Annotated in this window: 22 protein-coding genes; 12 read left to right on the top strand and 10 right to left on the bottom strand. The window is 71.7% G+C overall.

The genetic code is table 11. From position 1 onward, the window contains the following. Positions 1 to 181 precede the first annotated feature (181 nt). The 5 genes from egtA to ACFZBT_RS25320 all read left to right on the top strand — a co-directional run bounded on the left by egtA (position 182) and on the right by ACFZBT_RS25320 (position 4,903). A complete protein-coding gene (gene egtA / locus ACFZBT_RS25340; protein WP_391107408.1) occupies positions 182 to 1,495 on the top strand; it encodes an ergothioneine biosynthesis glutamate--cysteine ligase EgtA in 1,314 nt (437 codons plus the stop codon). Then, positions 1,492 to 2,829: an ergothioneine biosynthesis protein EgtB gene (gene egtB / locus ACFZBT_RS25335; protein WP_391107405.1), complete on the top strand. Its 1,338-nt coding sequence runs from the start codon at positions 1,492 to 1,494 to the stop codon at positions 2,827 to 2,829. Before egtA ends, egtB begins: the two co-directional genes overlap by 4 nt. After that, a complete protein-coding gene (gene egtC, locus ACFZBT_RS25330; protein ID WP_391107402.1) occupies positions 2,829 to 3,620 on the top strand; it encodes an ergothioneine biosynthesis protein EgtC in 792 nt (263 codons plus the stop codon). The genes egtB and egtC overlap by 1 nt, the downstream gene beginning before the upstream one ends. Further along, positions 3,617 to 4,579 (top strand): L-histidine N(alpha)-methyltransferase, encoded by a 963-nt coding sequence (gene egtD, locus ACFZBT_RS25325; RefSeq protein WP_391107399.1) that lies wholly within the window; start codon positions 3,617 to 3,619, stop codon positions 4,577 to 4,579. Before egtC ends, egtD begins: the two co-directional genes overlap by 4 nt. A 108-nt stretch (positions 4,580 to 4,687) precedes the next feature. Then, positions 4,688 to 4,903, top strand: a complete 216-nt coding sequence (locus ACFZBT_RS25320; protein WP_189722462.1) for a dodecin — start codon at positions 4,688 to 4,690, stop codon at positions 4,901 to 4,903. Between the two features lie 14 nt (positions 4,904 to 4,917). Here ACFZBT_RS25320 and ACFZBT_RS25315 read toward each other — a convergent pair whose 3' ends face one another. Beyond that, positions 4,918 to 5,412, bottom strand: coding sequence for a hypothetical protein (locus ACFZBT_RS25315; protein WP_391107395.1), 495 nt, complete (start codon positions 5,410 to 5,412; stop codon positions 4,918 to 4,920). Between the two features lie 92 nt (positions 5,413 to 5,504). On the opposite strand from ACFZBT_RS25315, the gene ACFZBT_RS25310 reads away from it, so the two are divergent. From ACFZBT_RS25310 to rpmF, 4 genes are all read left to right on the top strand, one after another. After that, on the top strand, positions 5,505 to 6,713 hold the full coding sequence (locus ACFZBT_RS25310) for a right-handed parallel beta-helix repeat-containing protein (RefSeq protein WP_391107392.1): 1,209 nt from the start codon (positions 5,505 to 5,507) through the stop codon (positions 6,711 to 6,713). Between the two features lie 303 nt (positions 6,714 to 7,016). Further along, on the top strand, positions 7,017 to 7,463 hold the full coding sequence (locus ACFZBT_RS25305; protein WP_391107389.1) for a DUF485 domain-containing protein: 447 nt from the start codon (positions 7,017 to 7,019) through the stop codon (positions 7,461 to 7,463). Further along, complete coding sequence (locus ACFZBT_RS25300; protein ID WP_391107444.1) at positions 7,460 to 9,055, top strand: cation acetate symporter; 1,596 nt, start codon at positions 7,460 to 7,462, stop codon at positions 9,053 to 9,055. The genes ACFZBT_RS25305 and ACFZBT_RS25300 overlap by 4 nt, the downstream gene beginning before the upstream one ends. 103 nt (positions 9,056 to 9,158) lie before the next feature. Then, entirely contained in the window at positions 9,159 to 9,329 is a 171-nt protein-coding gene (gene rpmF / locus ACFZBT_RS25295; protein ID WP_031108795.1) for a 50S ribosomal protein L32, read from the top strand. Here rpmF and ACFZBT_RS25290 read toward each other — a convergent pair. Then, the gene (locus ACFZBT_RS25290; RefSeq protein WP_391107385.1) at positions 9,312 to 10,025 is read right to left on the bottom strand and encodes a DNA polymerase beta superfamily protein; all 714 of its coding nucleotides are present in this window, start codon (positions 10,023 to 10,025) and stop codon (positions 9,312 to 9,314) included. The genes rpmF and ACFZBT_RS25290 overlap by 18 nt on opposite strands. A gap of 134 nt (positions 10,026 to 10,159) precedes the next feature. On the opposite strand from ACFZBT_RS25290, the gene ACFZBT_RS25285 reads away from it, so the two are divergent. Continuing rightward, positions 10,160 to 11,146 carry an MsnO8 family LLM class oxidoreductase gene (locus tag ACFZBT_RS25285; protein WP_391107382.1) on the top strand — a complete coding sequence of 329 codons (987 nt, stop codon included), beginning with the start codon at positions 10,160 to 10,162 and terminating at the stop codon, positions 11,144 to 11,146. A gap of 11 nt (positions 11,147 to 11,157) precedes the next feature. Next, positions 11,158 to 13,515: an ATP-binding cassette domain-containing protein gene (locus tag ACFZBT_RS25280; protein WP_391107379.1), complete on the top strand. Its 2,358-nt coding sequence runs from the start codon at positions 11,158 to 11,160 to the stop codon at positions 13,513 to 13,515. A 4-nt stretch (positions 13,516 to 13,519) separates the two neighbouring features. Here the strand turns inward: ACFZBT_RS25280 and ACFZBT_RS25275 are convergent, their stop codons facing one another. From ACFZBT_RS25275 to ACFZBT_RS25250, 6 genes are all read right to left on the bottom strand, one after another. Continuing rightward, positions 13,520 to 14,695 (bottom strand): alanine--tRNA ligase-related protein, encoded by a 1,176-nt coding sequence (locus tag ACFZBT_RS25275; protein WP_391107376.1) that lies wholly within the window; start codon positions 14,693 to 14,695, stop codon positions 13,520 to 13,522. A 116-nt stretch (positions 14,696 to 14,811) separates the two neighbouring features. Then, positions 14,812 to 15,744 (bottom strand): 1-acyl-sn-glycerol-3-phosphate acyltransferase, encoded by a 933-nt coding sequence (locus ACFZBT_RS25270; protein ID WP_391107373.1) that lies wholly within the window; start codon positions 15,742 to 15,744, stop codon positions 14,812 to 14,814. Beyond that, on the bottom strand, positions 15,744 to 16,511 hold the full coding sequence (locus ACFZBT_RS25265; protein WP_391107370.1) for a GNAT family N-acyltransferase: 768 nt from the start codon (positions 16,509 to 16,511) through the stop codon (positions 15,744 to 15,746). Before ACFZBT_RS25265 ends, ACFZBT_RS25270 begins: the two co-directional genes overlap by 1 nt. Positions 16,512 to 16,627: 116 nt before the next feature. Beyond that, complete coding sequence (locus ACFZBT_RS25260; protein WP_391107367.1) at positions 16,628 to 17,377, bottom strand: succinate dehydrogenase/fumarate reductase iron-sulfur subunit; 750 nt, start codon at positions 17,375 to 17,377, stop codon at positions 16,628 to 16,630. Continuing rightward, the gene (locus ACFZBT_RS25255) at positions 17,374 to 19,323 is read right to left on the bottom strand and encodes a fumarate reductase/succinate dehydrogenase flavoprotein subunit (protein WP_391107365.1); all 1,950 of its coding nucleotides are present in this window, start codon (positions 19,321 to 19,323) and stop codon (positions 17,374 to 17,376) included. Before ACFZBT_RS25255 ends, ACFZBT_RS25260 begins: the two co-directional genes overlap by 4 nt. Positions 19,324 to 19,325: 2 nt before the next feature. Next, a complete protein-coding gene (locus ACFZBT_RS25250; RefSeq protein ID WP_391107441.1) occupies positions 19,326 to 19,997 on the bottom strand; it encodes a succinate dehydrogenase in 672 nt (223 codons plus the stop codon). A gap of 118 nt (positions 19,998 to 20,115) precedes the next feature. On the opposite strand from ACFZBT_RS25250, the gene ACFZBT_RS25245 reads away from it, so the two are divergent. Next, entirely contained in the window at positions 20,116 to 21,000 is an 885-nt protein-coding gene (locus ACFZBT_RS25245; protein WP_391107362.1) for a LysR substrate-binding domain-containing protein, read from the top strand. Positions 21,001 to 21,128: 128 nt separating this feature from the next. On the opposite strand, the gene ACFZBT_RS25240 is transcribed toward ACFZBT_RS25245, so the two are convergent. Both ACFZBT_RS25240 and ACFZBT_RS25235 read right to left on the bottom strand, forming a co-directional pair. Further along, entirely contained in the window at positions 21,129 to 23,273 is a 2,145-nt protein-coding gene (locus tag ACFZBT_RS25240; protein ID WP_391107359.1) for an EAL domain-containing protein, read from the bottom strand. Next, complete coding sequence (locus ACFZBT_RS25235; protein ID WP_391107356.1) at positions 23,270 to 24,082, bottom strand: SAM-dependent methyltransferase; 813 nt, start codon at positions 24,080 to 24,082, stop codon at positions 23,270 to 23,272. Before ACFZBT_RS25235 ends, ACFZBT_RS25240 begins: the two co-directional genes overlap by 4 nt. Positions 24,083 to 24,151 lie beyond the last annotated feature (69 nt).

Genomic DNA, 24,151 nt, shown 5'->3' with positions numbered 1-24,151 from the left:
TCGGAGAACGCCGGGGAAAGCCCCGGGAAACGTCCGGCCGGCCTCGATGACTGGCCGGGAACGCCCCGTTTCGCCCCCTTGTGCCGAGCGGCGTGAAGGTCTTGGCTGGGACGAGTGATCCCAGCCCGGGCCGCCAAGAGCCCGGACCGATGGCATGGTGGAATCTCAGGAGGATCCCGACATGTCCGATGCGCCATCAGCCCCGGCGGGCGACTGTACCGAGCAAGAACCCGCCCTGTCCGCCGCAGACGTCGAGGCCCTGGTCCGCGGCATCTGCTTCAAGACCGGCCCGCCACGCCGCCTCGGGGTCGAGGTGGAATGGCTCGTCCACGAGCTGCGCGCACCGCAGCTCCCCGTCACACCCGAACGACTCGAAGCGGCCTACGCCGCAGTACGGAACCTGTCTCTGAGGTCGGCGCTCACCGTGGAGCCCGGCGGCCAGCTGGAGCTGAGCTCGCCCCCCGCCGCCTCGCTGACGGAGTGCATAGCCATCGTCTCCGCCGACCTCGACGCCGTCCGCACGGTCCTGCGCGAGAAGGACCTCGCGCTCGTCGGCCTCGGCCACGATCCCTGGCACGAACCCCGCCGGTTCCTGCGCGAACCGCGCTACGACGCCATGGAGCGCTGCCTGGACCGCACGGGCCCCTCCGGCCGGGCCATGATGTGCACCTCCGCCTCCGTGCAGGTGTGCCTCGACGCCGGCCACGAGGAGCCCGGCCCGCTCGGCCTGGTGCGGCGCTGGTGGCTGGCCCATCATCTGGGACCGGTCCTGGTGGCCGCGTTCGCCAGCTCCCCGCTCGCCGGTCACCGGCCGACCGGCTGGATGTCCACCCGGCAGCTGCTGTGGACGCGGATCGGCGCGGGCCGGGCCGGCGCACCGCCGCTGGACGCCGACCCGCGCGGCGCCTGGGCCCGACACGTGCTGGACTCCCCCGTGATGTGCGTCCGGCAGGACGGCGAACCCTGGGACGTCCCCACGGGGCTCACCTTCCGGGAGTGGATCCGGACGGGGGTGCCGAGACCGCCCACGCGGGAGGACCTCGACTACCACGTCACGACACTGTTCCCGCCGGTCAGGCCACGGGGCCACCTGGAACTGCGCATGATCGACGCGCAGCCCGGGGACGACGGCTGGATCGTGCCGCTGGCCGTGACCGCGGCGCTGTTCGACGACCCGGAGGCCGCCGAGACCGCCTACCGGGCCGTGAAGCCGCTGTCCGAGCGGACGCTGGGGCTGCCCGCGCCGCACAACCCGCTGTGGCTGGACGCGGCCCGCGGCGGGCTGGCCGACGCCGAACTGCGCGAGGTGGCCGTCACGTGCTTCACGACCGCGCTGGACGCCCTGCCCCGGCTCGGTGCCGCGCCCGAGGTCATGGAAGCCGTCTCGGCCCATCTGGACCGCTATGTCGTCCGGGGCCGCTGCCCCGCCGACGACCTGCTCGACCGACAGCGCGCCACGGACGGTCGCGCCCACGGGAAGGACTTCCGCCCATGACCGACACCGATCCCGCCGTCGGCACCGAAACCGTCGACCCCGAGATTCTCCGCGAGCGCGCGGTCGCCTCGCTGGTCGTCGCCCGCGAGCGCACCACCCTGCTGACGAGCTGCGTCGAGGAGCCCGACCTGACCGCGCAGCACTCACCGCTGATGTCGCCGCTGGTGTGGGACCTGGCGCACATCGGCAACCAGGAGGAGCAGTGGCTGCTGCGGGCCGTCGCCGGGCAGGAGGCGATACGGCCCGAGATCGACAGCCTCTACGACGCCTTCGAGCACCCGCGGGCCGAGCGGCCGAAGCTGCCCCTGCTGTCGCCCGGGGAGGCGCGCACCTACGCGGCCGACGTCCGGGGCCGGGCGCTGGACGTGCTGGAGCGGGCCGCGTTCCACGGGACGCGGCTGACGGAGGCCGGGTTCGCCTTCGGGATGATCGCCCAGCACGAACAGCAGCACGACGAGACCATGCTGATCACGCATCAGCTGCGCAGGGGCCCGCAGGCCCTGACCGCGCCCGACCCGGAGCCGGCGCCGCTGTTCACCGGCCCGTCCGAAGTCCTGGTCCCGGGCGGCCCGTTCACGATGGGCACCTCCGGTGAGCCGTGGGCGCTGGACAACGAGCGCCCCGCGCACCGGCGCGAGGTCGCGCCGTTCCACATCGACACCACGCCGGTGACGAACGGCGCGTACCAGGCGTTCATCGAGGACGGCGGCTACGACGACCCGCGCTGGTGGACGGCGGACGGCTGGGCCCACATCCGCCGGAACTCCATCGCGCACCCGCTGTACTGGCGGCGGGACGGCGGGCAGTGGCTGCGCCGGCGCTTCGGCCTCACCGAGGTCGTACCGCCCGAGGAGCCGGTGCTGCACGTGTGCTGGTACGAGGCCGACGCCTACGCCCGCTGGGCCGGACGCCGGCTGCCCACCGAGGCCGAGTGGGAGAAGGCGGCCCGGTACGACCCGGCCGGTGACCGTTCCATGCGCTACCCGTGGGGCGACGCCGACCCGGGGCCCGAGCACGCCAACCTCGGCCAGCGGCACCTGCGTCCGGCACCGGCCGGGAGCTATCCGGCCGGCGAGTCCCCGCTCGGCGTGCGGCAGCTGATCGGCGACGTGTGGGAGTGGACGTCGAGCGACTTCCTGCCGTACCCGGGGTTCAAGGCGTTCCCGTACAAGGAGTACTCGGAGGTCTTCTTCGGGTCCGACTACAAGGTGCTGCGCGGCGGCGCGTTCGCCGTGGACGCGGTGGCCTGCCGGGGCACGTTCCGCAACTGGGACCACCCGATCAGGCGGCAGATCTTCTCCGGGTTCCGCACGGCCCGCTCGGAGGATGTCTGATGTGCCGTCATGTGGCTTACGTGGGACCGGAGGAGCCGCTCGGGCGGCTCCTGGTGGATCCCCCGCACGGCCTGTACCGGCAGTCCTGGGCGCCCCGGCGGCAGCGGTACGGGACGGTCAACGCCGACGGTTTCGGCGTCGGCTGGTACGCCGGGGGCGACCCGGTGCCGGCCCGCTACCGCCGGGCCGGGCCGATCTGGGCGGATCTGTCCTTCGCCGATCTCGCCCGGGTCGTCCGGACGGAGGCGCTGCTCGCGGCGGTGCGGGACGCGACCCTGTCGGGCGCGGACGCGGAGGCCGCGGCGGCGCCGTTCGCGGCCGGGACCTGGCTGTTCAGCCACAACGGCGCGGTCAGGGGCTGGCCCGGTTCGCTCGCGGCGGTGTCCCGGAGTCTGCCCCCGGAGGACCTGCTGTCGCTGGAGGCCCGCAACGACTCGGCGCTCGTGTGGGCGCTGGTGCTGGCCCGGCTGCGCGGCGGTGACGACGAGGGCCAGGCGCTGGCCGACACGGTCCTGGAGGTCGCCACCGCGGCCCCCGGGTCCCGGCTCAACCTCCTGCTCCACAACGGCGACACCATCACCGCGACCGCCTGGGGCGACACCCTCTGGTACCTCACCCGGCCGGGCGGCGGCACGGTCGTGGCCTCCGAGCCCTACGACGACGATCCGCACTGGCAGGAGGTCCCCGACCGCACCCTCCTGGCGGCGAGCCGCACGGACGTGCTGCTCACGCCGCTGAAGGAACCGGACGACCCCCTGGCCTGCGCACCACCGAAGGAGTCCCGTACGTGAGCCCGTTCCGCCTCACCCGCACCCTGCCCGAGGACGCCACGGACGCCGCGCTGCGCGCCGACGTCCACCGGGGCCTGACCGGCACCCCCAAGACGCTGCCGCCCAAGTGGTTCTACGACGCGCACGGCAGCGACCTGTTCGAGAAGATCACCGAACTGCCCGAGTACTACCCGACGCGCGCGGAACGGGAGATCCTGCTCGGGCGCTCCGGCGACATCGCCGCGGCGACCCGGGCCCGCACCCTGGTCGAGCTGGGTTCCGGTTCCTCCGAGAAGACGCGGCACCTGCTCGACGCCCTCACGGAGCTGCACACCTACGTCCCCGTGGACGTCAGCGGGAGCGCCCTCACCCAGGCAGGGCAGGCGCTCGCCGCCGAGCGGCCGGGGCTCGACGTGCACGCGCTGATCGCCGACTTCACCGCGGAACTGACGCTGCCGGACACGCCGGGGCCCCGGCTGGTGGCGTTCCTCGGCGGCACGATCGGCAATCTGCTGCCGGCCGAGCGCGCCGCGTTCCTGGCCTCGGTGCGGGGCATGCTCGCCCCGGGCGACGCCCTGCTGATGGGCACGGATCTGGTCAAGGACGAGGAGGTGCTGGTCCGGGCGTACGACGACGCGGCCGGGGTGACGGCGGCCTTCAACAAGAACGTCCTCACCGTGATCAACCGTGAGCTCCGCGGCGACTTCGAGCCCGCCGCCTTCGACCACGTGGCCGTATGGGACGCCGAGCACGAGTGGATCGAGATGCGGCTGCGGTCCCGTACGGCGCAGACGGTGAAGGTGCCGGCGCTCGACCTCGCCGTCGACTTCGCGGCGGGCGAGGAGTTGCGCACCGAGGTGTCGGCGAAGTTCCGGCAGGACGGTGTGCGGGCCGAACTGTCTGCGGCGGGGCTGGACCTGGCGCACTGGTGGACGGACGGTGCGGGCCGGTTCGCGCTGTCGCTGAGCGTGGCGCGCTGAGACGCGGCGAGCCCTCGGGCGGCGGCGGAGCGGGAGGCGACGTCTCGCGCTCCGCCGCCGTCTGGGGCACGGTGGAGTGACTGGATTCAGCAGAAGAGGAGCAGCGGAATGTCGAACCACACCTACCGGGTCACGGAGATCGTCGGGACCTCGCCCGAGGGCGTCGACGCGGCCATCCGCAACGGCATCGGCCGGGCCTCGCAGACGCTGCGCAATCTGGACTGGTTCGAGGTGACCCAGGTGCGCGGCCAGCTCGAGAACGGCCAGATCGCGCACTGGCAGGTGGGACTCAAGGTGGGCTTCCGGCTGGAGGAGGGCGAGTAGCCGGAAGCGCGCTCTCAGGTCCGGCCTTCCCGCTCCTGCGCCGCCTTCAGCTCGGCGGACCGGGCGGCCCAGTCGGCCCGGAGAACGGTGAAGCCCGCACGCCGGGCGTCCTCGCAGACCAGTTCGTCGTCGTCCACGAGGACACGGACCTCGCGCGTGCGGGCGAGCCGCCGCAGGATCTCCAGCTTGGTGACGCGGGCGGGCCTGCGGTCGGCGTTCGGCCGCATGTAGAGGGGCCCTTCGGGTACGCCTTGCGCGGTCAGCCAGTCGAGCGTGTCACGGCGGCAGCGCTCGGGCCGGCCGGTGAGGTAGACGATCTCGCACTCCCGCGCGCTCTCCTGGACCAACGCGATGCCCTCCGGGAGCGGCGGGTCCTGCGGCGCCGCCGCGAAGAACCCGTCCCAGTCACGCGGCCTGCGCTCCAGGAACTTCTGCCGGTGCTCCGTGTCGGCGAGGGTGTTGTCCAGGTCGAAGACGGCCAGCGGGGCCTTGCTGCGGTCATCACTCACGCTCTCCACCCTAGGCCGTGTCCGGCGGCAACCTTCATCCGCCGGGCGGCCACTGCTCTGCGACAACCAAGCAGGCAGAGGCAGGAGGCCGTATGCGCAACACGAGGATCTGGTCGGTGGCGATGACGGGAGCGGCGCTGGCCATGGCGCTGGGTGGTCCGGCGGGGACGGCGGTCGCCGCGGGAACGACCCTGGTCGTGGCGCCGAACGGGGACGACTCCGCCCCCGGCACGCTCGCCCGGCCGCTGAAGACCATCCAGCGGGCCGTGGACCTGGCAAAGCCCGGCGACAGCATCAGTGTGCGCGGCGGGACGTACGCCCTCACGGACAACATCACCATCGCCACGTCGGGGACCGCCTCCCAGCCCATCGCCCTCGCAGCCCACCCGGGCGAGCGTGTGGTCGTCGACGGCGAGCGACTGCCCGCGAGCCACACCCCGGTCGGCGGCAGCATCCCGCGTGCCGAGCGCGGGGCGGTCCACATGGAGGCGTCGTACTGGCGCATCTCGGATCTGGAGATCGTCAACGGCCCGTACGGGGTGTACTGCGACGGCTGCGACGGCAATGTCTTCTCGCGCCTGAGCACGCACGACAACTACGAGTCCGGCTTCCAGCTCCAGGGCGACTCCAGCGGCAACCAGATCCTGAACCTGGACAGTCACGGCAACCGCGACCCGCGCAAGAACGGGGAGAGCGCCGACGGCCTGGCCGTCAAGGAGGGCAGCGGCACGGGCAACGTGGTGCGCGGCGCCCGGCTGTGGAACAACGTCGACGACGGCTTCGACGCCTGGGAGTTCGCCTCCCCGGTGACGATCGAGAACACGGTGGCGTACGGCAACGGCTTCAACCGCTGGAACTTCCCCGACTTCGCGGGCGACGGCAACGGCTTCAAACTCGGCGGCGGCAGCCCGGCCCCGGCGGTGGGCCACACCGTGCGCGGCAGCGCCGCCTTCAAGAACGCGAAACACGGCTTCACCGACAACGGCAACCCCGGCTCCCTCGCCCTGAGCCGTGACTCCACGTACGGCAACGCCGGTACGGGCTTCGACGCCGACGTCCCGGGCGGGACCGCCCGCCTCACCGGCAACCTCTCCGTAGCGGACCAGCGCGCGGCGGCCGTCGGAGCGAAGACGGTCGCCGACGGCAACTCCTGGAACATCGGCGGCACATGGAACGCCGCCTCGGTGCTGAGCACCGATCCGGGTCCGCTCACCGGCCCCCGGTCGGCGGACGGCTCGCTGCCGAAGGCACCGGCGTTCCTCGTCCCACGGAACGGCACCGCCGTCGGCGCCCGTTTCTGATCCGGTTCATTCGAGACACCCTGGCCGGGCAAATGGTCCGGACTATTCGCCGGGAATGCGAACGAGCCATGACCGCAAGTCAATTGACCACCACAGTTGATGACTCAAGCACAGCACTGACATACTCCCCATGGCCGACCCCTGGATTCCGGACAGCGAGTTCTCCGGTTTCACGAGCCCCCACACACAGAGCCCGCACCCCCTCACCGTGTCCGGCGCCCCTCCACCCTGCTCGAAAGCCGGACACGACACTTCCCCGACGGGGTCGAGTGCGGGGCACGATGCAGCGAAGAAGGTGCGCCTGTGCCCGAATTCCCACCACGGCGGGAAGACACTCCCACATTCCCGCTTCCGCACATCGAACACACACCGCCGTCTCGTATATCCGACCTTCCCGAATTCCACTCACTGCGTCGCGCGCAACGCCGGTTCGGCACCCGGGCGACGATCCTGTCCGCCGGCGGATTCCTGCTGTATGTACTTCTGTCGAGTTTTGTTCCCGCGGTGATGAACCAGCCGCTGTTCGGCCACCTCACGATCGGACTCGCCCTCGGCCTCGGGCAGTTCGTCATCATGGGCGTGACCGCCTGGTGCTATGTCCGGCACATGCGCGACCGGGTCGATCCACTCGCCCGCGGTCTCAGGTCCCGGCAGTACGAGAACGACAACCGCCACGCCCGTTCGGCCACGGGGCCACAGGGGGCCAGGCAGCCCCTCCAGCACGGGACGAGGGGGTTCCGCACGTGGTGACGACCGCTGCCGCCATCGACGACAGCAGCCTGCAGCTGACGTTCGTCCTGTTCCTGACCGTCGTCGTGATCACCCTGTTCACGGCACTGCTGACGGCTCCTCAGCGCGACGAGATCAGCGAGTTCTACCTCGGCGACCGCACCATGTCGCCGTTGCGCAACGGCCTGGCCATGTGCGGCGACTATCTGTCCGCCGCCACCCTGCTGGGCAGCACCGGGCTGGTCGCTCTGACCGGATACGACGGGCTGATGTACCTAGGCGGCACCACGGTCGCGTGGATGATGGTCCTGCTGCTGATCGCCGAACCCCTGCACCGCACGGGGAAGTTCACACTGGGCGACACGGTGGCGCTGCGCCTGCCTCGTCGGCAGCGGCCGGTGCGGGTCGCCCTCGCGGTCTGCATCCTGGCCATCACGACGCTCTATCTGGTGGCCCAACTCGTCGGCAGCGTCGCGCTGTTGACCCAGTTCACCGGAGCGCCGAGCGCAACCACCCGCACCCTGTGCGTGGCCGTGATCGGTACGTTCGTGATCCTGTACGCCTCCCTCGGCGGCATGCCCGGCGCCACGGTCATCCAGATCATCAAGGCCGTGATGCTGGTGGTGGGCGTGCTGTTCACCGCGGGCTTGGTGCTGCACCACTTCGACTGGAACCCCAACGCGCTGCTGGATCGGGCGGCCGAACGCGGCGGCACCGGCGCGCAGTTCCTGGAACCCGGGCTGCGCTACGGCGGGACCGTCAGCAACAAGCTGGACTTCTTCAGCCTCGAACTGGCCATCGTCCTCGGTCTCGCCGCCCTCCCGCACGTGCTGATGCGGCTGCTCGCTCCGCGCAAGAGCGGCGTGCTGCGCTCCTCCGTCCTGTGGGCCGTCGGCCTGGTCGGCGCGGTCTGCTTCGGCGCCGGCATCCTCGGCCTCGGCGCCACCGCGCTCCTCGGCCGGGACACCATCGAGAACACGGACCGCACGGGCAACGCCTCCGTCCTGCTGCTCGCCCACGAGCTGGGCGGCAGCGTGCTCACCGCGCTGCTGACCTGTCTGGCCTATCTGACCCTGCTCGCCGTGGCGGTGGGCCTGACCCTGGCCGCGGCCTCCTCCCTCGCACACGACCTGTACGGCGAGGTGATCCGCAAGGGCCAGGCAAGCGAGACGGAGGAACTGACCGTGGCCCGGCTGTCCGGAGCGGTCATCGGCATCCTCGGCATCCTGCTGGCCCTCGTCGCCTGGGGGGCGAACACCGCGACGCTCGCCTTCCTCGCCTTCGCCATCGCGGCGTCCGCGATCCTGCCGACGATCATCTACACCCTCTTCTGGCGGCGCTTCACCGCGAAGGGGGCCCTGCTCAGCCTCTACGGCGGCCTCGCCACCTCCGTCCTGCTGGCCGTGTTCTCCCCCGTCGTCTCCTCCGCCCCGGCCTCCTTCTACCCCGATGCCGACTTCGCCTGGTTCCCGCTCCAGAACCCGGGCATCGTCTCCATCCCCGCGGGCTTCCTGCTGGGCTGGCTCGGCACAGTGACCGACAAGAGTCCGGCCGAGGAGCCCACCGCGCACGAGGAGTTCGAGGTGCGGATGCTCGTGGGCGCCGACGACTGAGGCACACCGGGGGCACCGGCGGCCGGGCGCCGGGGACACACATTGTTAATGGGATCCATTTTCATGTAGCGTCCCCGGTGCCCGTGCACCGAGGAGGAGTCCCATGGCTGTCCCGAAGCGGAAGATGTCCCGCAGCAACACCCGCCACCGCCGCGCCCAGTGGAAGGCGGCCACCCCGACGCTGGTCCCGGTCACCGTCGACGGCGTCCGCCACCTCGTACCGCAGAACCTGGTCAGGGCCTATGAGCGCGGGCTGCTACGCCCGGACGGCTGAGCTCGCGGCCTGCGGCGCGTAGAAGTGCGCGCGGACCCCGCGCAGCCATGCCTCGACCGGCGCCTCGTCGGGTTCGTCCGGCAGCACCGTGGGGCCGGTGTCGAAGGCGGCCTCGTAGTGTCTGAGCAGGGGCAGCGCGGCCGACGGGTCGGCGGCGACGCGCTCGCCGAAGGCGTGGTACTCCTCCGGGTTCTCGACGCGGATCGTCAACCGCCCGGTGGTGTACAGCTCCAGGCCCTGCCCGCACAGCCGCTTGAGATGCCGGGCGTGCTTCGCGGTGCGCCTGCGGGTGTCCGCCGAGAACGAGCCGTCGCCGCGCGCCTCGAGCCGCCGGAACTGCTGGGTGGCGTAGCCGAGGTAGGCGTCCCTGACGCGCCGGGCGCACAGGAACGCCGTGCGGATGCCGATGAGCTCGTCGCCGAGCGGGGTCCGCACCTCGTACAGCTCGTCCGGGAGCCACACCAGCTCCATCGCGGTCGGATTGCCGCCCAGGGCGAGCCGGCACCATTTGGCGGCCTCGTGCAGCGTGCTGTCCGGCGCCGTGCTGACGTGGGACTCCTTCGGCCGGCGCAGACCGTGCAGCTCTACGGTGTGCGCCGCGAACATGCCGAGGCGGTCGATGTCGGAGCCCTCGCGGGCGAGTCCGTACGCGGTCGAGCCGACGATGCCGGAGAGCAGGACGTTGGGGACGGTCACGGTCGGCCGCCTTTCACTACGGGATACCGGGCCATTGTCCTGACCTGCCAGGACACGGTCACCCGGTTTTCCGGCGGGGGCCTCCGTGCCGCGACGGCGGAATACCGGCGGCCCCGTGCGGCGTAGAACCTCGTATGGAACCAGTACGCCTGTCGGTCCTCGACCGCTCCCGCACCCGCGAGGGGCACACCCACCCCGAGGCGCTGCGGGACACCGTCCGGCTGGCCGGGGAGCTGGAGCGGCTCGGGTACCACCGGGTGTGGGTGTCGGAGCATCACGGCGTTCCCGGGGTGGCCGGGTCCGCGCCGACCGTGCTGGCCGCCGCCGTCGCCGCCGCGACCCGGACGATCCGGGTGGGCACCGGCGGGGTGATGCTGCCCAATCACCGGCCACTGGTCGTGGCCGAGCAGTTCGGGGTGCTGGAGTCGCTGTTCCCCGGGCGGATCGACATGGGCCTGGGCCGGTCCGTCGGTTTCACGGACGGGGTGCGCAGGGCCCTGGGTCGCGACAAGGACGACGCCGAGGACTTCGAGGCCCAGCTGCGTGAGCTGCTCGGCTGGTTCCGGGGCACCTCCCCCACCGGGGTCCATGCCCGCCCCGCCGAGGGGCTGACCGTGCCGCCGTTCGTCCTGGCCATGGGCGAGGGCGCCGGCATCGCCGCCCGCGCGGGCCTGCCCATGGTCATCGGCGATCTCCGGAACCGGGAGAAGATGCGGCGCGGCATCGACCACTACCGCGAGCAATTCCGCCCCTCCGCCTGGTCGCCGGAACCGTACGTCGTCATCTCGGGGACGATCGCCGTGGCCGCCACACCCGAGGAGGCCCGGCGGCTGCTCGTCCCGGAGGCCTGGGCGATGGCGTACTCCCGTACCCACGGCACCTTCCCGCCCCTGGCGCCCGCCCAGCGCGTGGAGGCGCTCACCATGACCGGCAAGGAGCGCGGCTTCTACGAGGCAGGCCTCGCCGGTCATGTCGTGGGCACCGAGGAGCAGGTGGCCCAGGAGCTGGAGACGGTTCTGAAGGAGACCGGGGCCCAGGAGGTCCTGGTCACCACCAGCACGTACGACCGTGAGGCCCTGCTGGACTCCTACCGGCGGCTCGCCGCGATCACCTCCGGTTAGAGTCGTTTCCCATGCACGACCGCGACCCTCATGACCCATTCGTCCGCGTCCGCGGCGCCCGCGAGCACAACCTCCAGGGCATCGACGTCGACATCCCCCGGGACGTGCTGGCCGTGTTCACCGGCGTGTCCGGCTCGGGCAAGTCGTCGCTGGCGTTCGGCACGATCTACGCGGAGGCCCAGCGGCGCTACTTCGAGTCGGTCGCGCCGTACGCGCGCCGGCTGATCCACCAGGTCGGCGCGCCGAAGGTCGGAGAGATCACCGGCCTGCCGCCGGCCGTCTCCCTCCAGCAGCGCCGCTCCGCCCCCACCTCGCGTTCCTCCGTCGGCACCGTCACCAACCTCTCGAACTCCCTGCGCATGCTGTTCTCCCGGGCCGGTACCTACCCGCCCGGCTCCGGGCGCCTCGACTCCGACGCGTTCTCGCCCAACACGGCGGCCGGGGCCTGCCCGGAGTGCCACGGGCTCGGGCAGGTGCACCGTACGAGCGAGGAGCTGCTGGTCCCGGACCCGTCGCTGTCAATCCGCGAGGGCGCCATCGCCGCCTGGCCGGGTGCCTGGCAGGGCAAGAACCTGCGGGACGTCCTCGACGCGCTCGGCCACGACGTGGACCGGCCGTGGCGGGAGCTGCCCGCCGCGGCCCGGGAGTGGATCCTGTTCACGGACGAGCAGCCGGTCGTCACCGTGCACCCGGTGCGGGACGCGGACCGCATCCAGCGGCCGTACCAGGGCACGTACATGAGCGCCCGGCGGTACGTGATGAAGACCTTCTCGGACTCCAAGAGCCCGGCCCTGCGGGCGAAGGCCGAACGGTTCCTGGCCAGTGCGCCCTGCCCGGCCTGCGGCGGGAGCCGGCTGCGCCCCGAGGCACTCGCCGTGACGTTCGGCGGCCGGACCATCGCCGAGCTGGCGGCGGTGCCGCTGGCGGAGCTGGCCGCCGGTCTCGACGCGACATCGGAGACCGCCCGGGTCCTCACCGCCGACCTGACGTCCCGGATCGCACCGGTCGTCGAGCTGGGCCTCGGCTACCTCAGCCTCGACCGGCCCACCCCCACCCTCTCCGCCGGCGAACTGCAACGCCTGCGCCTCGCCACCCAGCTGCGCTCCGGCCTGTTCGGCGTCGTCTACGTCCTCGACGAGCCGTCGGCCGGACTGCACCCGGCGGACACCGAGGCGCTGCTCACGGTGCTGGAGCGGCTGAAGTCGGCCGGGAACTCGGTGTTCGTGGTGGAGCACCACCTCGACGTCGTACGCGGCGCCGACTGGCTGGTGGACGTGGGCCCGCAGGCGGGCGAGCACGGCGGGCGGGTGCTGCACAGCGGCCCGGTCGCGGAGCTGGCAGGCGTCGACGAGTCGGCGACGGCCCGCTATCTGTTCGACCGCTCCCCCGCCCCTGCCCGGGAGGTCCGCACACCGGGCGGGTGGCTGAAGACCGGCCCGGTCACCCGGCACAACCTGCGCGGTGTGACCGCCGACTTCCCGCTCGGCGTGTTCACCGCGATCACCGGGGTGTCCGGATCCGGCAAGTCCACGCTCATCGGCGAGATCACCGAGGAGGCGGCGGGCACGGCGGGGGTGGGCCGGCTGGTCTCGGTCGACCAGAAGCCCATCGGGCGCACCCCGCGCTCGAACCTCGCGACGTACACCGGTCTCTTCGACGTGGTGCGCAAGGTGTTCGCGGCCACCGACGGGGCGCGCGAACGGGGCTTCGGGGTCGGCCGGTTCTCCTTCAACGTGGCGGGCGGGCGCTGCGAGACCTGCCAGGGCGAGGGGTTCGTCAGCGTGGAGCTGCTGTTCCTGCCCAGCACGTACGCGCCCTGCCCGGACTGCGGCGGGGCCCGGTACAACCCGGAGACGCTGGAAGTGACGTACCGCGGGCGGGACATCGCGCGGGTGCTGGACCTCACGGTGGAGAGCGCGGCGGAGTTCTTCGCGGACACCCCGGCCGTGGCCCGCAGCCTCGGCACCCTGCTGGACGTGGGGCTCGGCTATCTGCGCCTCGGCCAGCCCGCGACCGAGCTGTCCGGCGGCGAGGCGCAGCGCATCAAGCTGGCGAGCGAGCTCCAGCGCGGCCGGCGGGGCCACACGCTCTACCTCCTCGACGAGCCGACCACCGGCCTCCACCCGGCCGACGTGGACGTCCTGATGCGCCAGTTGCACGGCCTGGTCGACGCCGGGCACACCGTGATCGTCGTCGAGCACGACATGTCCGTCGTCGCGCGCACGGACTGGGTGATCGACCTCGGCCCGGGCGGCGGCGACGCGGGCGGCCGGATCGTGGCGGCGGGGCCGCCCGCCGAGGTGGCCCGGGCGGAGCCGAGCGCCACGGCCCGGTATCTGGGCCGGGCGCTCGGCCGGGAGCGGCCGTAGCCCGTCAGCGGGCGGCGAGCAGTCCGGCGACGAGGTCCCGGGGCAGTCCGTAGGTGTCGTGGAGGTAGCTGTAGTCCTCTTCGCTGAGGGGCCTCTGGTACTCGGGCCGGGACAGCAGACGGCTGCCCCGTTCGAGGAGCCTGCCGAACCGCCGCTCCTCGTCGAGGAGGACCTCCCGGACGAGATCAGGGCCGGCGGACTGGCGGAAGTGGTCGAGGGTGTGCTCGATCAGCTCCGGGGGCAGGTCGGCGAGGGTACGGGGTGAGTCACCGCTCCCGAGTGTGGTGAGGAGACGGCGGATCAGCCGGCGCAGGACGTAGCCGCGGCCGGTGTTCGAGGGCCGTACGCCGTCGCCGAGCACGACGATGCCGGACCGCAGATGGTCGCTGACCAGGCGGGTCGACGGGCCGTCCAGCTCCCACAGCGAGGGCACGGTCCGCATCCACGGTTCGAAGAGGTCCGTGTCGTAGACCGACCGGTGTCCTTGCAGGACGGCGACCAGGCGTTCAAGGCCCATGCCCGTGTCCACGCCGGGCTGCCGCAGGGGGACGAGAGTGCCGTCGGGGTGGCGCTCGTAGCGCATGTGGACGTGGTTCCAGAGTTCCGTCCAGCGGGGGTCGGTGCCGGGACTGCCCTGGGGCGGGGTGCCGGCCTCGCCGGTCCAGACGAAGATCTCCGAGTCGGGGCCGCAGGGGCCGGCCGGGCCGTTGGACCACCAGTTCTCCTCCCCGGCCCGCTCCACCGGCAGCCCCAAGTCCTCCCAGACGCGCAGCGAATCGGTGTCTGGACCGGCCTGATCGGATCCGCCGAAGACCGTGACGTACAGCCGTTCTCGCGGGATGCCGAATCCCTCGCGCAGCAGTTCGTATCCCCAGCGAAGGGACTGGGCGTGGTCGTAGTCGCCCAGTGACCAGGAGCCGAGCATCTGGAACACCGTCAGGTGCGTGGTGTCGCCGATCTCGTCCAGGTCGGTGGTGCGCAGGCAGCGCTGGAGGTTGACCAGCCGCCGGCCCTGGGGATGCGGGCGGCCCAGCAGATACGGCGTGAGGGGCTGCATGCCGGCCGTGGTGAACAGCACCGGATCCGAGGGCGAGGGCAGCAGCGTGCTGCCGCTGATCAGCCGGTGCCCGCGCTCACGGAAGAAGTCGTTGAACGTCCGTACGGTCCGGTCCGTGTCCATGGCGGTCTCCTTGAGGTCAGGGGGACCGGAACGAACCGCGAGAGGGAAGCCGGAGGGTACGGAGGTACCGGGGGTCCTGGCGGTCCGTCTCCGGCCGCCGGGAAGAGGTGACGAGGTCAGGCGTCGGCAGCCGGTGAGCTGGTCGCTCGCGCGGCTGCGGCTTCGGTGCGCTTGATGACCTCCATGGATCCGACGGTAACAGCGGGCGCGGGGACCGTCGCGGGATTTTTCGTGCCGCCGTGCGGCCGGGTCACCAGTGCGGCGTGGGTCCAGGCCGGCTGGGCGGGCCCGGTCGGCTGTGCGGCCCGGGCGAGCGAGCGCCGGTCGGGGTGGGTGCCCGGGGGTATGACGTCCTGTACGTCCACCTCGGCCAGCAGTCCGCGTGCCGACACGACGCGCCAGACCGAGGCCGGCAGCGTGTCGTCGCCGACGAAGGCGGGCGCGGTGCTGGTGGGCCCGCCGGCGATCCGGTACCGCAGACGCACCGGCTGGACCGCGGCCCCCGCGTCCAGCGCGGCCTGGAAGACGGCACGGCGGAAGACGCCCTGGGAGCGGCCGCACCAGGTGCTGCCCTCGGGGAAGACCCCGACGGCCCGGCCCTCGCGCAGTACCTCGGCGATGCGGGCGACGGTGCCCGGCAGGGCCCGCAGCCGGTCCCGGTCGATGAACAGGACGCCGCCGCGCGCGACCAGCGGCCCGGCGACGGGCCACCGCCGCACCTCGGTCTTGGCCAGCATCCGGGCGGGACGTACGGCGGCGAGCAGGGGGATGTCCAGCCAGGAGATGTGGTTGGCGACCAGCAGCAGAGGGCCGGTGGGGGCGGCGGCGCCGGTGACGCGGACCTGGACCCCTGCGGCCCGCACGATCCACCGGCACCACCGCCGGACCAGGGTCGCCGGAATCCGGGCGCCCCACGGCGTAAGCGCGATCCCGGCGAGGAGGAGCAGGACGACCGCGGCGAGCCGCAGCACGGCCCACGGCACGGCCCTCGCCACCGGCTCGACACAGGCCCGGGGCGTACAGGGCGCGAGGGGCAGCCAGGCGCTCATCAGGCCGGCACGAGGGAGAGGAAGTGCCGCAGGTAGCGCGAGTTGACCCGGCTCATCGGCAGCAGCACGTACAGGTCGGCGACGCCGAAGTCCGGGTCGTGGGCCGGTTCGCCGCACACCCAGGCGCCGAGGCGCAGATAGCCGCGGAGCAGGGCGGGCAGTTCGACACGGGCGGCGGGTGCGGGACCCGGGATCCACGGCAGCAGCGGCCGGACGCGGTACTCCTGCGGCGACAGGTGCTTGTCGCGCACCCGGTCCCAGGTGGCGGAGGCGAGGGCACCGCCGTCGGCCAGCGGGATGGAGCAGCAGCCGGCGAGCCACTCGTGGCCTCGGTCGACCATGTAGCGGGCGATACCGGCCCAGATGAGGCTGATGACCGCGCCGTCGCGGTGGTCGGGGTGCACACAGGAGCGGCCGACCTCGACGAGTTCCGGCCGGATCCCGCCGAGGGAGGTCAGATCGAACTCGCTCTCGGAGTACAGCCGCCCGGCGACCGCCGCGCGCTCCGGCGGCAGCAGCCGGTAGGTGCCGACGACCTGGCCGGTCGTCTCCTCGCGGACGAGCAGGTGGTCGCAGTACGCGTCGAACGAGTCGATGTCGAGGCCCGGCTGCGGGCCGGTCAGCAGGGCGCCCAGTTCCCCGGCGAAGACGTCGTGCCGCAGCCGCTGCGCGGCACGCACGTCCTCTTCGTTCCGGGCGAGGGAGACGGTGTAGCGGGTGGGGGCCGTGGGCTGCGCGGGGCGGTCGACGGTCAGTACGCCGGTCATGGCTCTCTCCTGGTCACGGGCCGGAGGCGGCGAGCGGTGCCGCCGCCCACTGTTGTGCCCATGCCGCCTGTCCTGCGCGTGACGGGTGCCAGGAGTGCGGGTGTGCGCCTGTTGAACTACTGCTTGGCGGCCTTCCTCGTGGCCCGCAGCCACTCCTTGTTCATGCTGGTGATGGACATGAGGGGAATTCCCTTGGGACAGGCGGTGGCGCACTCCCCGGTGAGCGTGCAGCCGCCGAAGCCCTCCTCGTCCATCTGCTCCACCATGTCCAGCACCCGCGTCTCCCGCTCGGGCGCCCCCTGCGGCAGCACATTGAGATGGTTGACCTTGGCGGAGGTGAACAGCATGGCCGCCCCGTTGGGACAGGCCGCCACACACGCCCCGCACCCGATGCACTCCGCGTGCTCGAACGCGAGGTCGGCGTCGGGCTTCGGCACCGGCGTGGCATGCGCCTCCGGCGCCGCCCCCGTCGGTGCGGTGATGTAGCCGCCGGCCTGGATGATGCGGTCGAAGGCGGACCGGTCCACGACCAGATCCTTGATGACCGGGAAGGCGGACGCCCGCCACGGCTCGATGTCGATCGTGTCGCCGTCCTCGAAGGACCTCATGTGCAACTGACAGGTCGTGGTGCGTTCCGGCCCGTGCGCGTCCCCGTTGATCACGAGGGAGCAGGCACCGCAGATGCCCTCGCGGCAGTCGTGGTCGAAGGCCACGGGGTCCTCACCCCGCAGGATGAGCTCCTCGTTGAGCGTGTCGAGCATCTCCAGGAAGGACATGTCGGGCGAGATGTCGTCCACCTGGTACGTGGACATCGTGCCGTCGGCATCGGCGTTCGGCTGCCGCCAGACGCGCAGGGTGAGCTTCATGCGTAGCTCCGCTGAGTGGGGTGGACGTACTCGAAGGCCAGGTCTTCCCTGTGCAGGGACGGAGCCTCGCCGGTGCCGGTGAACTCCCAGGCGGCCGCGTACCCGAACTCCTCGTCCTTGCGGGCGGCCTCGCCGTCGGGCGTCTGGGACTCCTCGCGGAAGTGGCCGCCGCAGGACTCGGCGCGGTGCAGCGCGTCGAGGCACATCAGCTCGGCCAGCTCCAGGTAGTCGACGACCCGGTTGGCCTTCTCCAGCGACTGGTTGAACTCCTCGCCGGTGCCGGGCACCTTGATCCGCCGCCAGAACTCCTCCCGGATCTGCGGGATGCGCTCCAGCGCCTTGCGCAGGCCGGAATCGGTGCGGGCCATGCCGCAGAACTCCCACATGAGTTCGCCGACCTCGCGGTGGAAGGAGTCGGGGGTGCGGTCGCCGTCGACGGACAGCAGCAGGTTGAGCCGGTCCTGGGTCTCGGCCAGCACCTCCTGGACGACGGGGTGTTCGTCGGTGACCGGGTCGTGGTGCGGGTTGCGGGCCAGGTAGTCGTTGATGGTCGCCGGGAGCACGAAGTAGCCGTCGGCGAGGCCCTGCATCAGCGCGGAGGCGCCGAGCCGGTTGGCCCCGTGGTCGGAGAAGTTGGCCTCGCCGATCGCGAACAGCCCGGGGACGGTGGTCTGGAGGTCGTAGTCGACCCACAGCCCGCCCATCGTGTAGTGCACGGCGGGGTAGATCCGCATCGGCACCCGGTACGGGTCCTCGTCGGTGATCCGCTGGTACATGTCGAAGAGGTTGCCGTACTTGGCCTCGACCGCCTTGCGGCCCATCCGCGCGATCGCGTCGGCGAAGTCCAGGTACACGCCCTGGCCTCCGGGGCCGACGCCCCGGCCCTCGTCGCACACGTTCTTCGCGGCGCGGGAGGCTATGTCACGCGGCACGAGGTTGCCGAAGGACGGATAGATGCGCTCCAGGTAGTAGTCGCGCTCCTCCTCGGGGATCTCGGCCGGGGGCCGCTGGTCGCCCTTCGCCTTCGGCACCCAGATACGCCCGTCGTTGCGCAGCGACTCGCTCATCAGCGTCAGCTTGGACTGGTGGTCGCCGGTGCGCGGGATGCAGGTGGGGTGGATCTGGGTGAAGCAGGGGTTGGCGAAATAGGCGCCGCGCCGGTGGGCCCGCCAGATGGCGGTGGCGTTGGAGTTCATGGCGTTCGTCGACAGGTAGAAGACGTTGCCGTAGCCGCCGCTCGCGAGTACGACGGCGTCCGCGAAATACGTGTCGATCTTCCCGGTGATCAGGTCGCGGGCCACGATCCCGCGCGCACGCCCGTCGACCACGATCAGGTCGAGCATCTCGGTGCGCGGGTGCATCTCGATGTTCCCGGCGGCGATCTGCCGGCTGAGTGCCTGGTAGGCGCCGAGGAGGAGCTGCTGGCCCGTCTGGCCGCGGGCGTAGAACGTGCGCGAGACCTGCACGCCGCCGAAGGAGCGGGTGTCGAGCAGGCCGCCGTACTCACGGGCGAACGGCACGCCCTGGGCCACGCACTGGTCGATGATCTCGACGGAGATCTGCGCGAGCCGGTGGACGTTGGACTCGCGGGCCCGGAAGTCGCCGCCCTTGACGGTGTCGTAGAACAGCCGGTGGATGGAGTCGCCGTCGTTGCGGTAGTTCTTCGCGGCGTTGATGCCGCCCTGCGCGGCGATGGAGTGGGCGCGGCGCGGGGAGTCCTGGTAGCAGAACTGGACGACGTGGTAGCCCTGTTCGGCGAGGGTGGCCCCGGCGGAGCCGCCGGCGAGGCCGGTGCCGACGACGATGACGGTGTGTTTGCGCCGGTTGGCGGGGTTGACGAGTCTGGCTTCGAAACGGCGCTTGTCCCAGCGCTCGTTGACCGGCCCGGCGGGGGCCTTGGTGTCGGCGACGGGCTCACCGGTCGCGTAGTCGGTGTAGGAAGTCATCTTCAGCTCACCACTCCGGTCATGACGCCCACGGGTACGGCGATGAAACCGGCCGTGAGCAGCAGCGCGAGAACGTTGGCGACGGTCTTCAGGGCGCGGTCGCGGCTGCGGCTGCCGACGCCGAGGGTCTGGGCGGCGCTCCAGAAGCCGTGCCGGATGTGCAGGCCGAGCGCGAGCATCGCGACGATGTAGACGACGTTGCCGTACCAGGTGGAGAAGGTGTCCACGACGTTCTGGTACGGACGGCCCTGCTGGAAGCCGCCGGGGTGCGCGGTGCCGGTCGTCAGGTCCAGGATGTGCCAGACGATGAACAGCCCGAGGATGATGCCGCCCCAGCGCATGGTGCGCGTGGCGTAGGAGGCCCGCGGCTTCTTGTGCACGTACTTGCTCGGGCGCGCCTTGATGTCGCGGCGGCTGAGCTGGTACGCCGAGGTGGCGTGGGCGACGACGGCGACGAGGAGCACGACCCGGATCAGCCAGAGCGTCCACTCGTAGTGCATGAACGGCTCACCGACGGTGCGCAGCCAGTGGCCGTAGGCGTTGAACTCGCCCGCGCCGAAGTAGATCTTCAGATTCCCGATCATGTGGGCGACCAGGTACAGCAGCATGATCAGCCCGCTGACCGCCATCACGGTCTTCTTGCCGAGGGTGGAGTCCCACACGGTGCGTGCCATGGACGGCCGTTTGTCCGTCCGCGTTGCCAGAGCCATGGCCAGCACGCTACGGACGCGCGACCGATCGGTCCAAGACATGGTCCAGCTTGATTCCATAGGCCGGGGCTATCGTACGAGGATGCAGTTCCAGCAGCTCCAGTACTTCGTGGCCGTCGCCGAGACCCGGCACTTCACCCGGGCCGCCGATCTGGTCCATGTCGCGCAGCCGTCGTTGTCGCAGCAGATCAAGGCGCTGGAGCGGGAACTGGGAGCGGATCTGTTCCGGCGCGCTCGCGGCAACATCACGCTCACGGATGCCGGGGAGGCGCTGCTGCCCCTGGCCCGGCGGATCCTGGCCGACGCGGACACGGCGCGGCAGGAGGTGCAGGAGCTGGCTCAGCTGCGGCGGGGGCGGGTACGGCTGGGGGCGACGCCGAGCGTGTGCACGGGGCTGCTGCCGGATGTGCTGCGGGCGTTCCATGATCGCTACCCGGGGATCCGGCTGCTGATCGAAGAGGGCGGCTCCCATGATCTGGTGCGGGGGCTGGCCCGTGGCGCGCTGGATCTGGCGCTGGTCGTGCTGCCGCTGCCGACGCCGGCGCCGGCGCTGACGACGGTGGAGCTGCTGCGGGAGGATCTCGTGGTGGTGTCCTCACCGGATGCGGCGAGGCCCGGCGGGGGTCGGCGTACCGTGCGGGTAGCCGATCTGGAGGGGGAGCGGCTGGTGATGTTCCGGCACGGTTATGACCTGCGGGAACTGACCGTCGCGGCGTGCCGGGCCGAGGGGTTCGAACCCGACTTCGCCGTGGAGGGCGGGGAGATGGACGCCGTGCTGGGCTTTGTGCGGGCGGGTCTCGGCGTAGCCGTCGTACCCCGCATGGTGGCGGCGAGGTCGGGTCGTGGGTTGCGGGTGACGCCGCTTGCCAGACCCGGCCTCCACCGCACGATCGCGCTGGCGCACCGCAGTGATGTGGCTCCGCCTCGGGCCGCTCAGGAGTTGCAGCGGATGTTGCTGGAGCGGTGAGGCGGTTCTTCCCGTAGCGCCGTCTCGTGTGAGCGCAGTGCGGGGGTGCGGGAGCGTCGTGGTGTTCGCGCAGTTCCCGGCGCCCCCAAGATGCGCCGTTCCGCGCGCCCCCGGAAGGGCGTCCTGTCTCACCCCGTCGCGTCCACCAGGGCCAGTTCGTGCAGGCGCTCCGGTGGGCCCGGGCGGGCGTAGTACCAGCCCTGGGCCGTGTCGCAGCCCATCATGCGCAGTTGCTCGGCCTGGGCGCCGGTTTCCACGCCCTCGACCGTGACCGCGAGGTCCAGGCTGTGGGCCAGGGAGACGATTCCCTCGACGATCTTGAGGTCGACGGGGTCGGCCGGGAACTGTTGCATGCTCTGGGTGAAGGAGCGGTCCAGTTTCAGGATGCTGACCGGGAGACGGCGCAGGTTGGCGAGGTTGGAGTAGCCCGTGCCGAAGTCGTCCAGGGCGATGTCGACGCCCATCTCCGCCAGGCGGCGCAACGGCTTGAGCAGGTCGTCGTCCGCGCCGATCAGCGCCGACTCCGTGACCTCCAGGCAGAGCGCGTTCGGCTCGATGCCGGTGCGTTCCAGGATGTCGACGGTGTCCTGGACCAGGCCGGGGTGGGTCAGCTGGCAGGGCGACAGGTTGACGTTGATCCGCAGCGGGCCCACGGCCTCCGCGCCGCCGTTCAGTTCCCGCCACTCGCGGGCCTGCCGTACGGACTGCTCCAGGACCCAGCGGCCCAGCGGCACGATCAGCCCGGTGTGCTCGGCGAGCGGGATGAAGCGGTCCGGGCCGAGGACGCCGTGCTGCGGGTGCAGCCAGCGCACCAGGGCCTCGGCTCCCCGGACACTGCCGTCGCCGAGGTGCACCAGCGGCTGGTACTCGATGAAGAACTCGCCCCGCTCCAGCGCGGTGGGCAGGGCGGTGGTCAGTCCGTGCCGGGTGATGGCCCGGGCGTCGGCCTCCGCGTCGGCGAGTTCGAAACGGTTGCCGCCCGCCGACTTGGCCCGGTACATGGTGATGTCGGCGCTGCGCAGCACCTCCGCCGGGCTGCGCTCCCCCGCCGGGCCCTCGACGATGCCGATGCTGCCGCGCACGGTCAGCTCCCGGCCGTCGACGCTGATCGGCGCGAGCAGCGCGTTCATGATGCGGCCGGCGAGCTCGTCGACCTCGTGCTGGGTGTCGGGGCCGGTGGTCAACGCCACGAACTCGTCGCCGCCGAGCCGGGCGACCATCTCGCCGGGCGCGGTGGCGCAGGACTGCAGCCGGTCGGCGACCTCCACCAGCAGCCGGTCGCCGGCCGCGTGGCCCAGGCTGTCGTTGATGGTCTTGAAGCCGTCGAGGTCGAGGTAGCACAGCCCGAACCGCTGGCCTTCCCCGGCGCCCAGTGCCTTCTCCAGGCGCTCGAAGAAGAAGGTGCGGTTCGGCAGGCCGGTCAGCGCGTCGTGCGTGGCCTCGTAGCGCAGCCTCAGGTTGAGCAGCCGCCGCTCGGTGGTGTCCTCCATGAGGGCGAGCTGGTACTGCGGATCGCCGTCGGCGTCGCGCAGCAGGGAGACCGTCAGATTGGTCCACAGGACCGTTCCGTCGGGGCGGTAGAACGCCTTCTCCAGGTGGTAGTGCTCACGCTCGCCGCGTACGAGCTCGTCGTAGAGCCGCCAGGTCTGCGGCGCGTCGTCGGGGTGGGTCCACTCCCTGACGTTGCGGCTGCGCAAGGCCTGCTCGGAGATGCCGAACATGCGCAGCAGCGCGCCGTTGACCTGGAGGATGTTGCCCTCGAGGTCGGCCATGCCGATGCCTATGGCCGCGCCCTCGAAGACCGCCCGGAACCGTGCCTCGCTGGCGTGCAGGGCCTGCGCCACCACGCCCTGCGCCTGGAGGGCGGCCTCGGCGATGGCCTCCTGCTCGGCCAGCGTCCGCTCGCGCAGCGCCCGGGCGAAGCCGGCGGACATGGCGTGCTGGAGTCGTGCGCAGCGCGCCCGCAGGTCCTCCTGGTCGCCGTCGCCGCCGCAGTACAGGACCAGGTAGGCGTCCACGCAGTCCAGCGTGTGGCTGAGTGCCTCCGGGTCGGTGCAGTGCGCGTCCACGAGGGCGGCGCCCACGGCCCTGCCCTCGTCGGAGTCGAAGGCCCGGGCCCGCAGCGCCTCGCTCAGCCGCCGGGCCAGCGGCAGCAGTTGCTCCTCGAACTCCGCGCGGGTGGACGACGTCGAGGTCACCGGGAAGACCGCCCGACTCCAGATCGTCGCGAATCTGCGCAGTCTGTCCTCCGGCCCGTCCGGTTCCGCGATCACGCCGTACGCCCCACGCCCGCGAAACCGGAGAACGCGTACGGATCCTCGTCCTCCGGTGCGGTGTCGGGCCGCCAGCGTGGCATCGCCACCAGTCCGGGTTCCACCATGTCGTACCCCTCGAAGAACCGCGCGATCTCCTCGCGCGAGCGCATGATCAGCGGGTTGCGGATCTCGTCGTACACGTCCACCGCACCCCCGGCCCGCTCCGGCGGCAGCGGGATCCCCTCGTAGGAGGCATGGGTGAGCACGAGCAGGCTGCCGGGCGCGAGCGCGTCCCGCAGTTCGGCCACCGCCCCGTACGGGTCGTCCTCGTCTTCCACGAAGTGAAGTATGGCAACGAGGAGCAGGGCCACTGGCTGATTCAGGTCGATCAGCCGCTCGACCTCGGGGCTGCCCAGGATGTCCCGGGGCTTGCGGAGATCCGCGGCGACGACGCCCGCGCCGTCGTTGCCCTCCAGAACCGCCTGGCTGTGCGCCACCGCCACCGGGTCGTGGTCGACGTACACCACGCGCGCGCCGGGGCGGGCGGCCTGGGCCACCTCGTGCACATTGCCGAAGGTCGGGATGCCGGAACCGATGTCCAGGAACTGGGTGATGCCCTCGTCGGCCGCGTAGCGCACGGCGCGGCGCATGAACGCCCGGTTCGCCTGCATGATCTTGGGAAGGCCCGGCAGGAACCCCATGGCCCTGCGGGCCGCTTCCCGGTCGACCTCGAAGTTGTGCGATCCGCCCAGATAGAAGTCGTACATCCGGGAAACGGAGGGCACCGAGATGTCGATGCTCCGTGGGGCCCAGGCGGGACGCTCCATCTATCTCTCCAAGGCGTAGGCGATCCGGTGTTCGAGCAGAGGCTACTGATCGCCCGCCAATGGAGCGAC

The sequence above is a fragment of the Streptomyces sp. NPDC008137 genome (genome assembly GCF_042957035.1).
Classification (GTDB): Bacteria; Actinomycetota; Actinomycetes; order Streptomycetales; family Streptomycetaceae; genus Streptomyces.
This window is presented reverse-complemented; position numbering and strand designations above follow the sequence as displayed.

Excerpts from the sequence above, each read along its gene's own strand:
- egtA (WP_391107408.1), top strand. The coding sequence starts at position 182 with ATGTCCGATGCGCCATCAGCCCCGGCGGGCGACTGTACCGAGCAAGAA.
- egtB (WP_391107405.1), top strand. The coding sequence starts at position 1,492 with ATGACCGACACCGATCCCGCCGTCGGCACCGAAACCGTCGACCCCGAG.
- egtC (WP_391107402.1), top strand. The coding sequence starts at position 2,829 with ATGTGCCGTCATGTGGCTTACGTGGGACCGGAGGAGCCGCTCGGGCGG.
- ACFZBT_RS25320 (WP_189722462.1), top strand. The coding sequence starts at position 4,688 with ATGTCGAACCACACCTACCGGGTCACGGAGATCGTCGGGACCTCGCCC.
- ACFZBT_RS25310 (WP_391107392.1), top strand. The coding sequence starts at position 5,505 with ATGCGCAACACGAGGATCTGGTCGGTGGCGATGACGGGAGCGGCGCTG.
- rpmF (WP_031108795.1), top strand. The coding sequence starts at position 9,159 with ATGGCTGTCCCGAAGCGGAAGATGTCCCGCAGCAACACCCGCCACCGC.
- ACFZBT_RS25285 (WP_391107382.1), top strand. The coding sequence starts at position 10,160 with ATGGAACCAGTACGCCTGTCGGTCCTCGACCGCTCCCGCACCCGCGAG.
- ACFZBT_RS25280 (WP_391107379.1), top strand. The coding sequence starts at position 11,158 with ATGCACGACCGCGACCCTCATGACCCATTCGTCCGCGTCCGCGGCGCC.
- ACFZBT_RS25275 (WP_391107376.1), bottom strand. The coding sequence starts at position 14,695 with ATGGACACGGACCGGACCGTACGGACGTTCAACGACTTCTTCCGTGAG.
- ACFZBT_RS25270 (WP_391107373.1), bottom strand. The coding sequence starts at position 15,744 with ATGAGCGCCTGGCTGCCCCTCGCGCCCTGTACGCCCCGGGCCTGTGTC.
- ACFZBT_RS25265 (WP_391107370.1), bottom strand. The coding sequence starts at position 16,511 with ATGACCGGCGTACTGACCGTCGACCGCCCCGCGCAGCCCACGGCCCCC.
- ACFZBT_RS25260 (WP_391107367.1), bottom strand. The coding sequence starts at position 17,377 with ATGAAGCTCACCCTGCGCGTCTGGCGGCAGCCGAACGCCGATGCCGAC.
- ACFZBT_RS25255 (WP_391107365.1), bottom strand. The coding sequence starts at position 19,323 with ATGACTTCCTACACCGACTACGCGACCGGTGAGCCCGTCGCCGACACC.
- ACFZBT_RS25250 (WP_391107441.1), bottom strand. The coding sequence starts at position 19,997 with ATGGCACGCACCGTGTGGGACTCCACCCTCGGCAAGAAGACCGTGATG.
- ACFZBT_RS25245 (WP_391107362.1), top strand. The coding sequence starts at position 20,116 with ATGCAGTTCCAGCAGCTCCAGTACTTCGTGGCCGTCGCCGAGACCCGG.
- ACFZBT_RS25235 (WP_391107356.1), bottom strand. The coding sequence starts at position 24,082 with ATGGAGCGTCCCGCCTGGGCCCCACGGAGCATCGACATCTCGGTGCCC.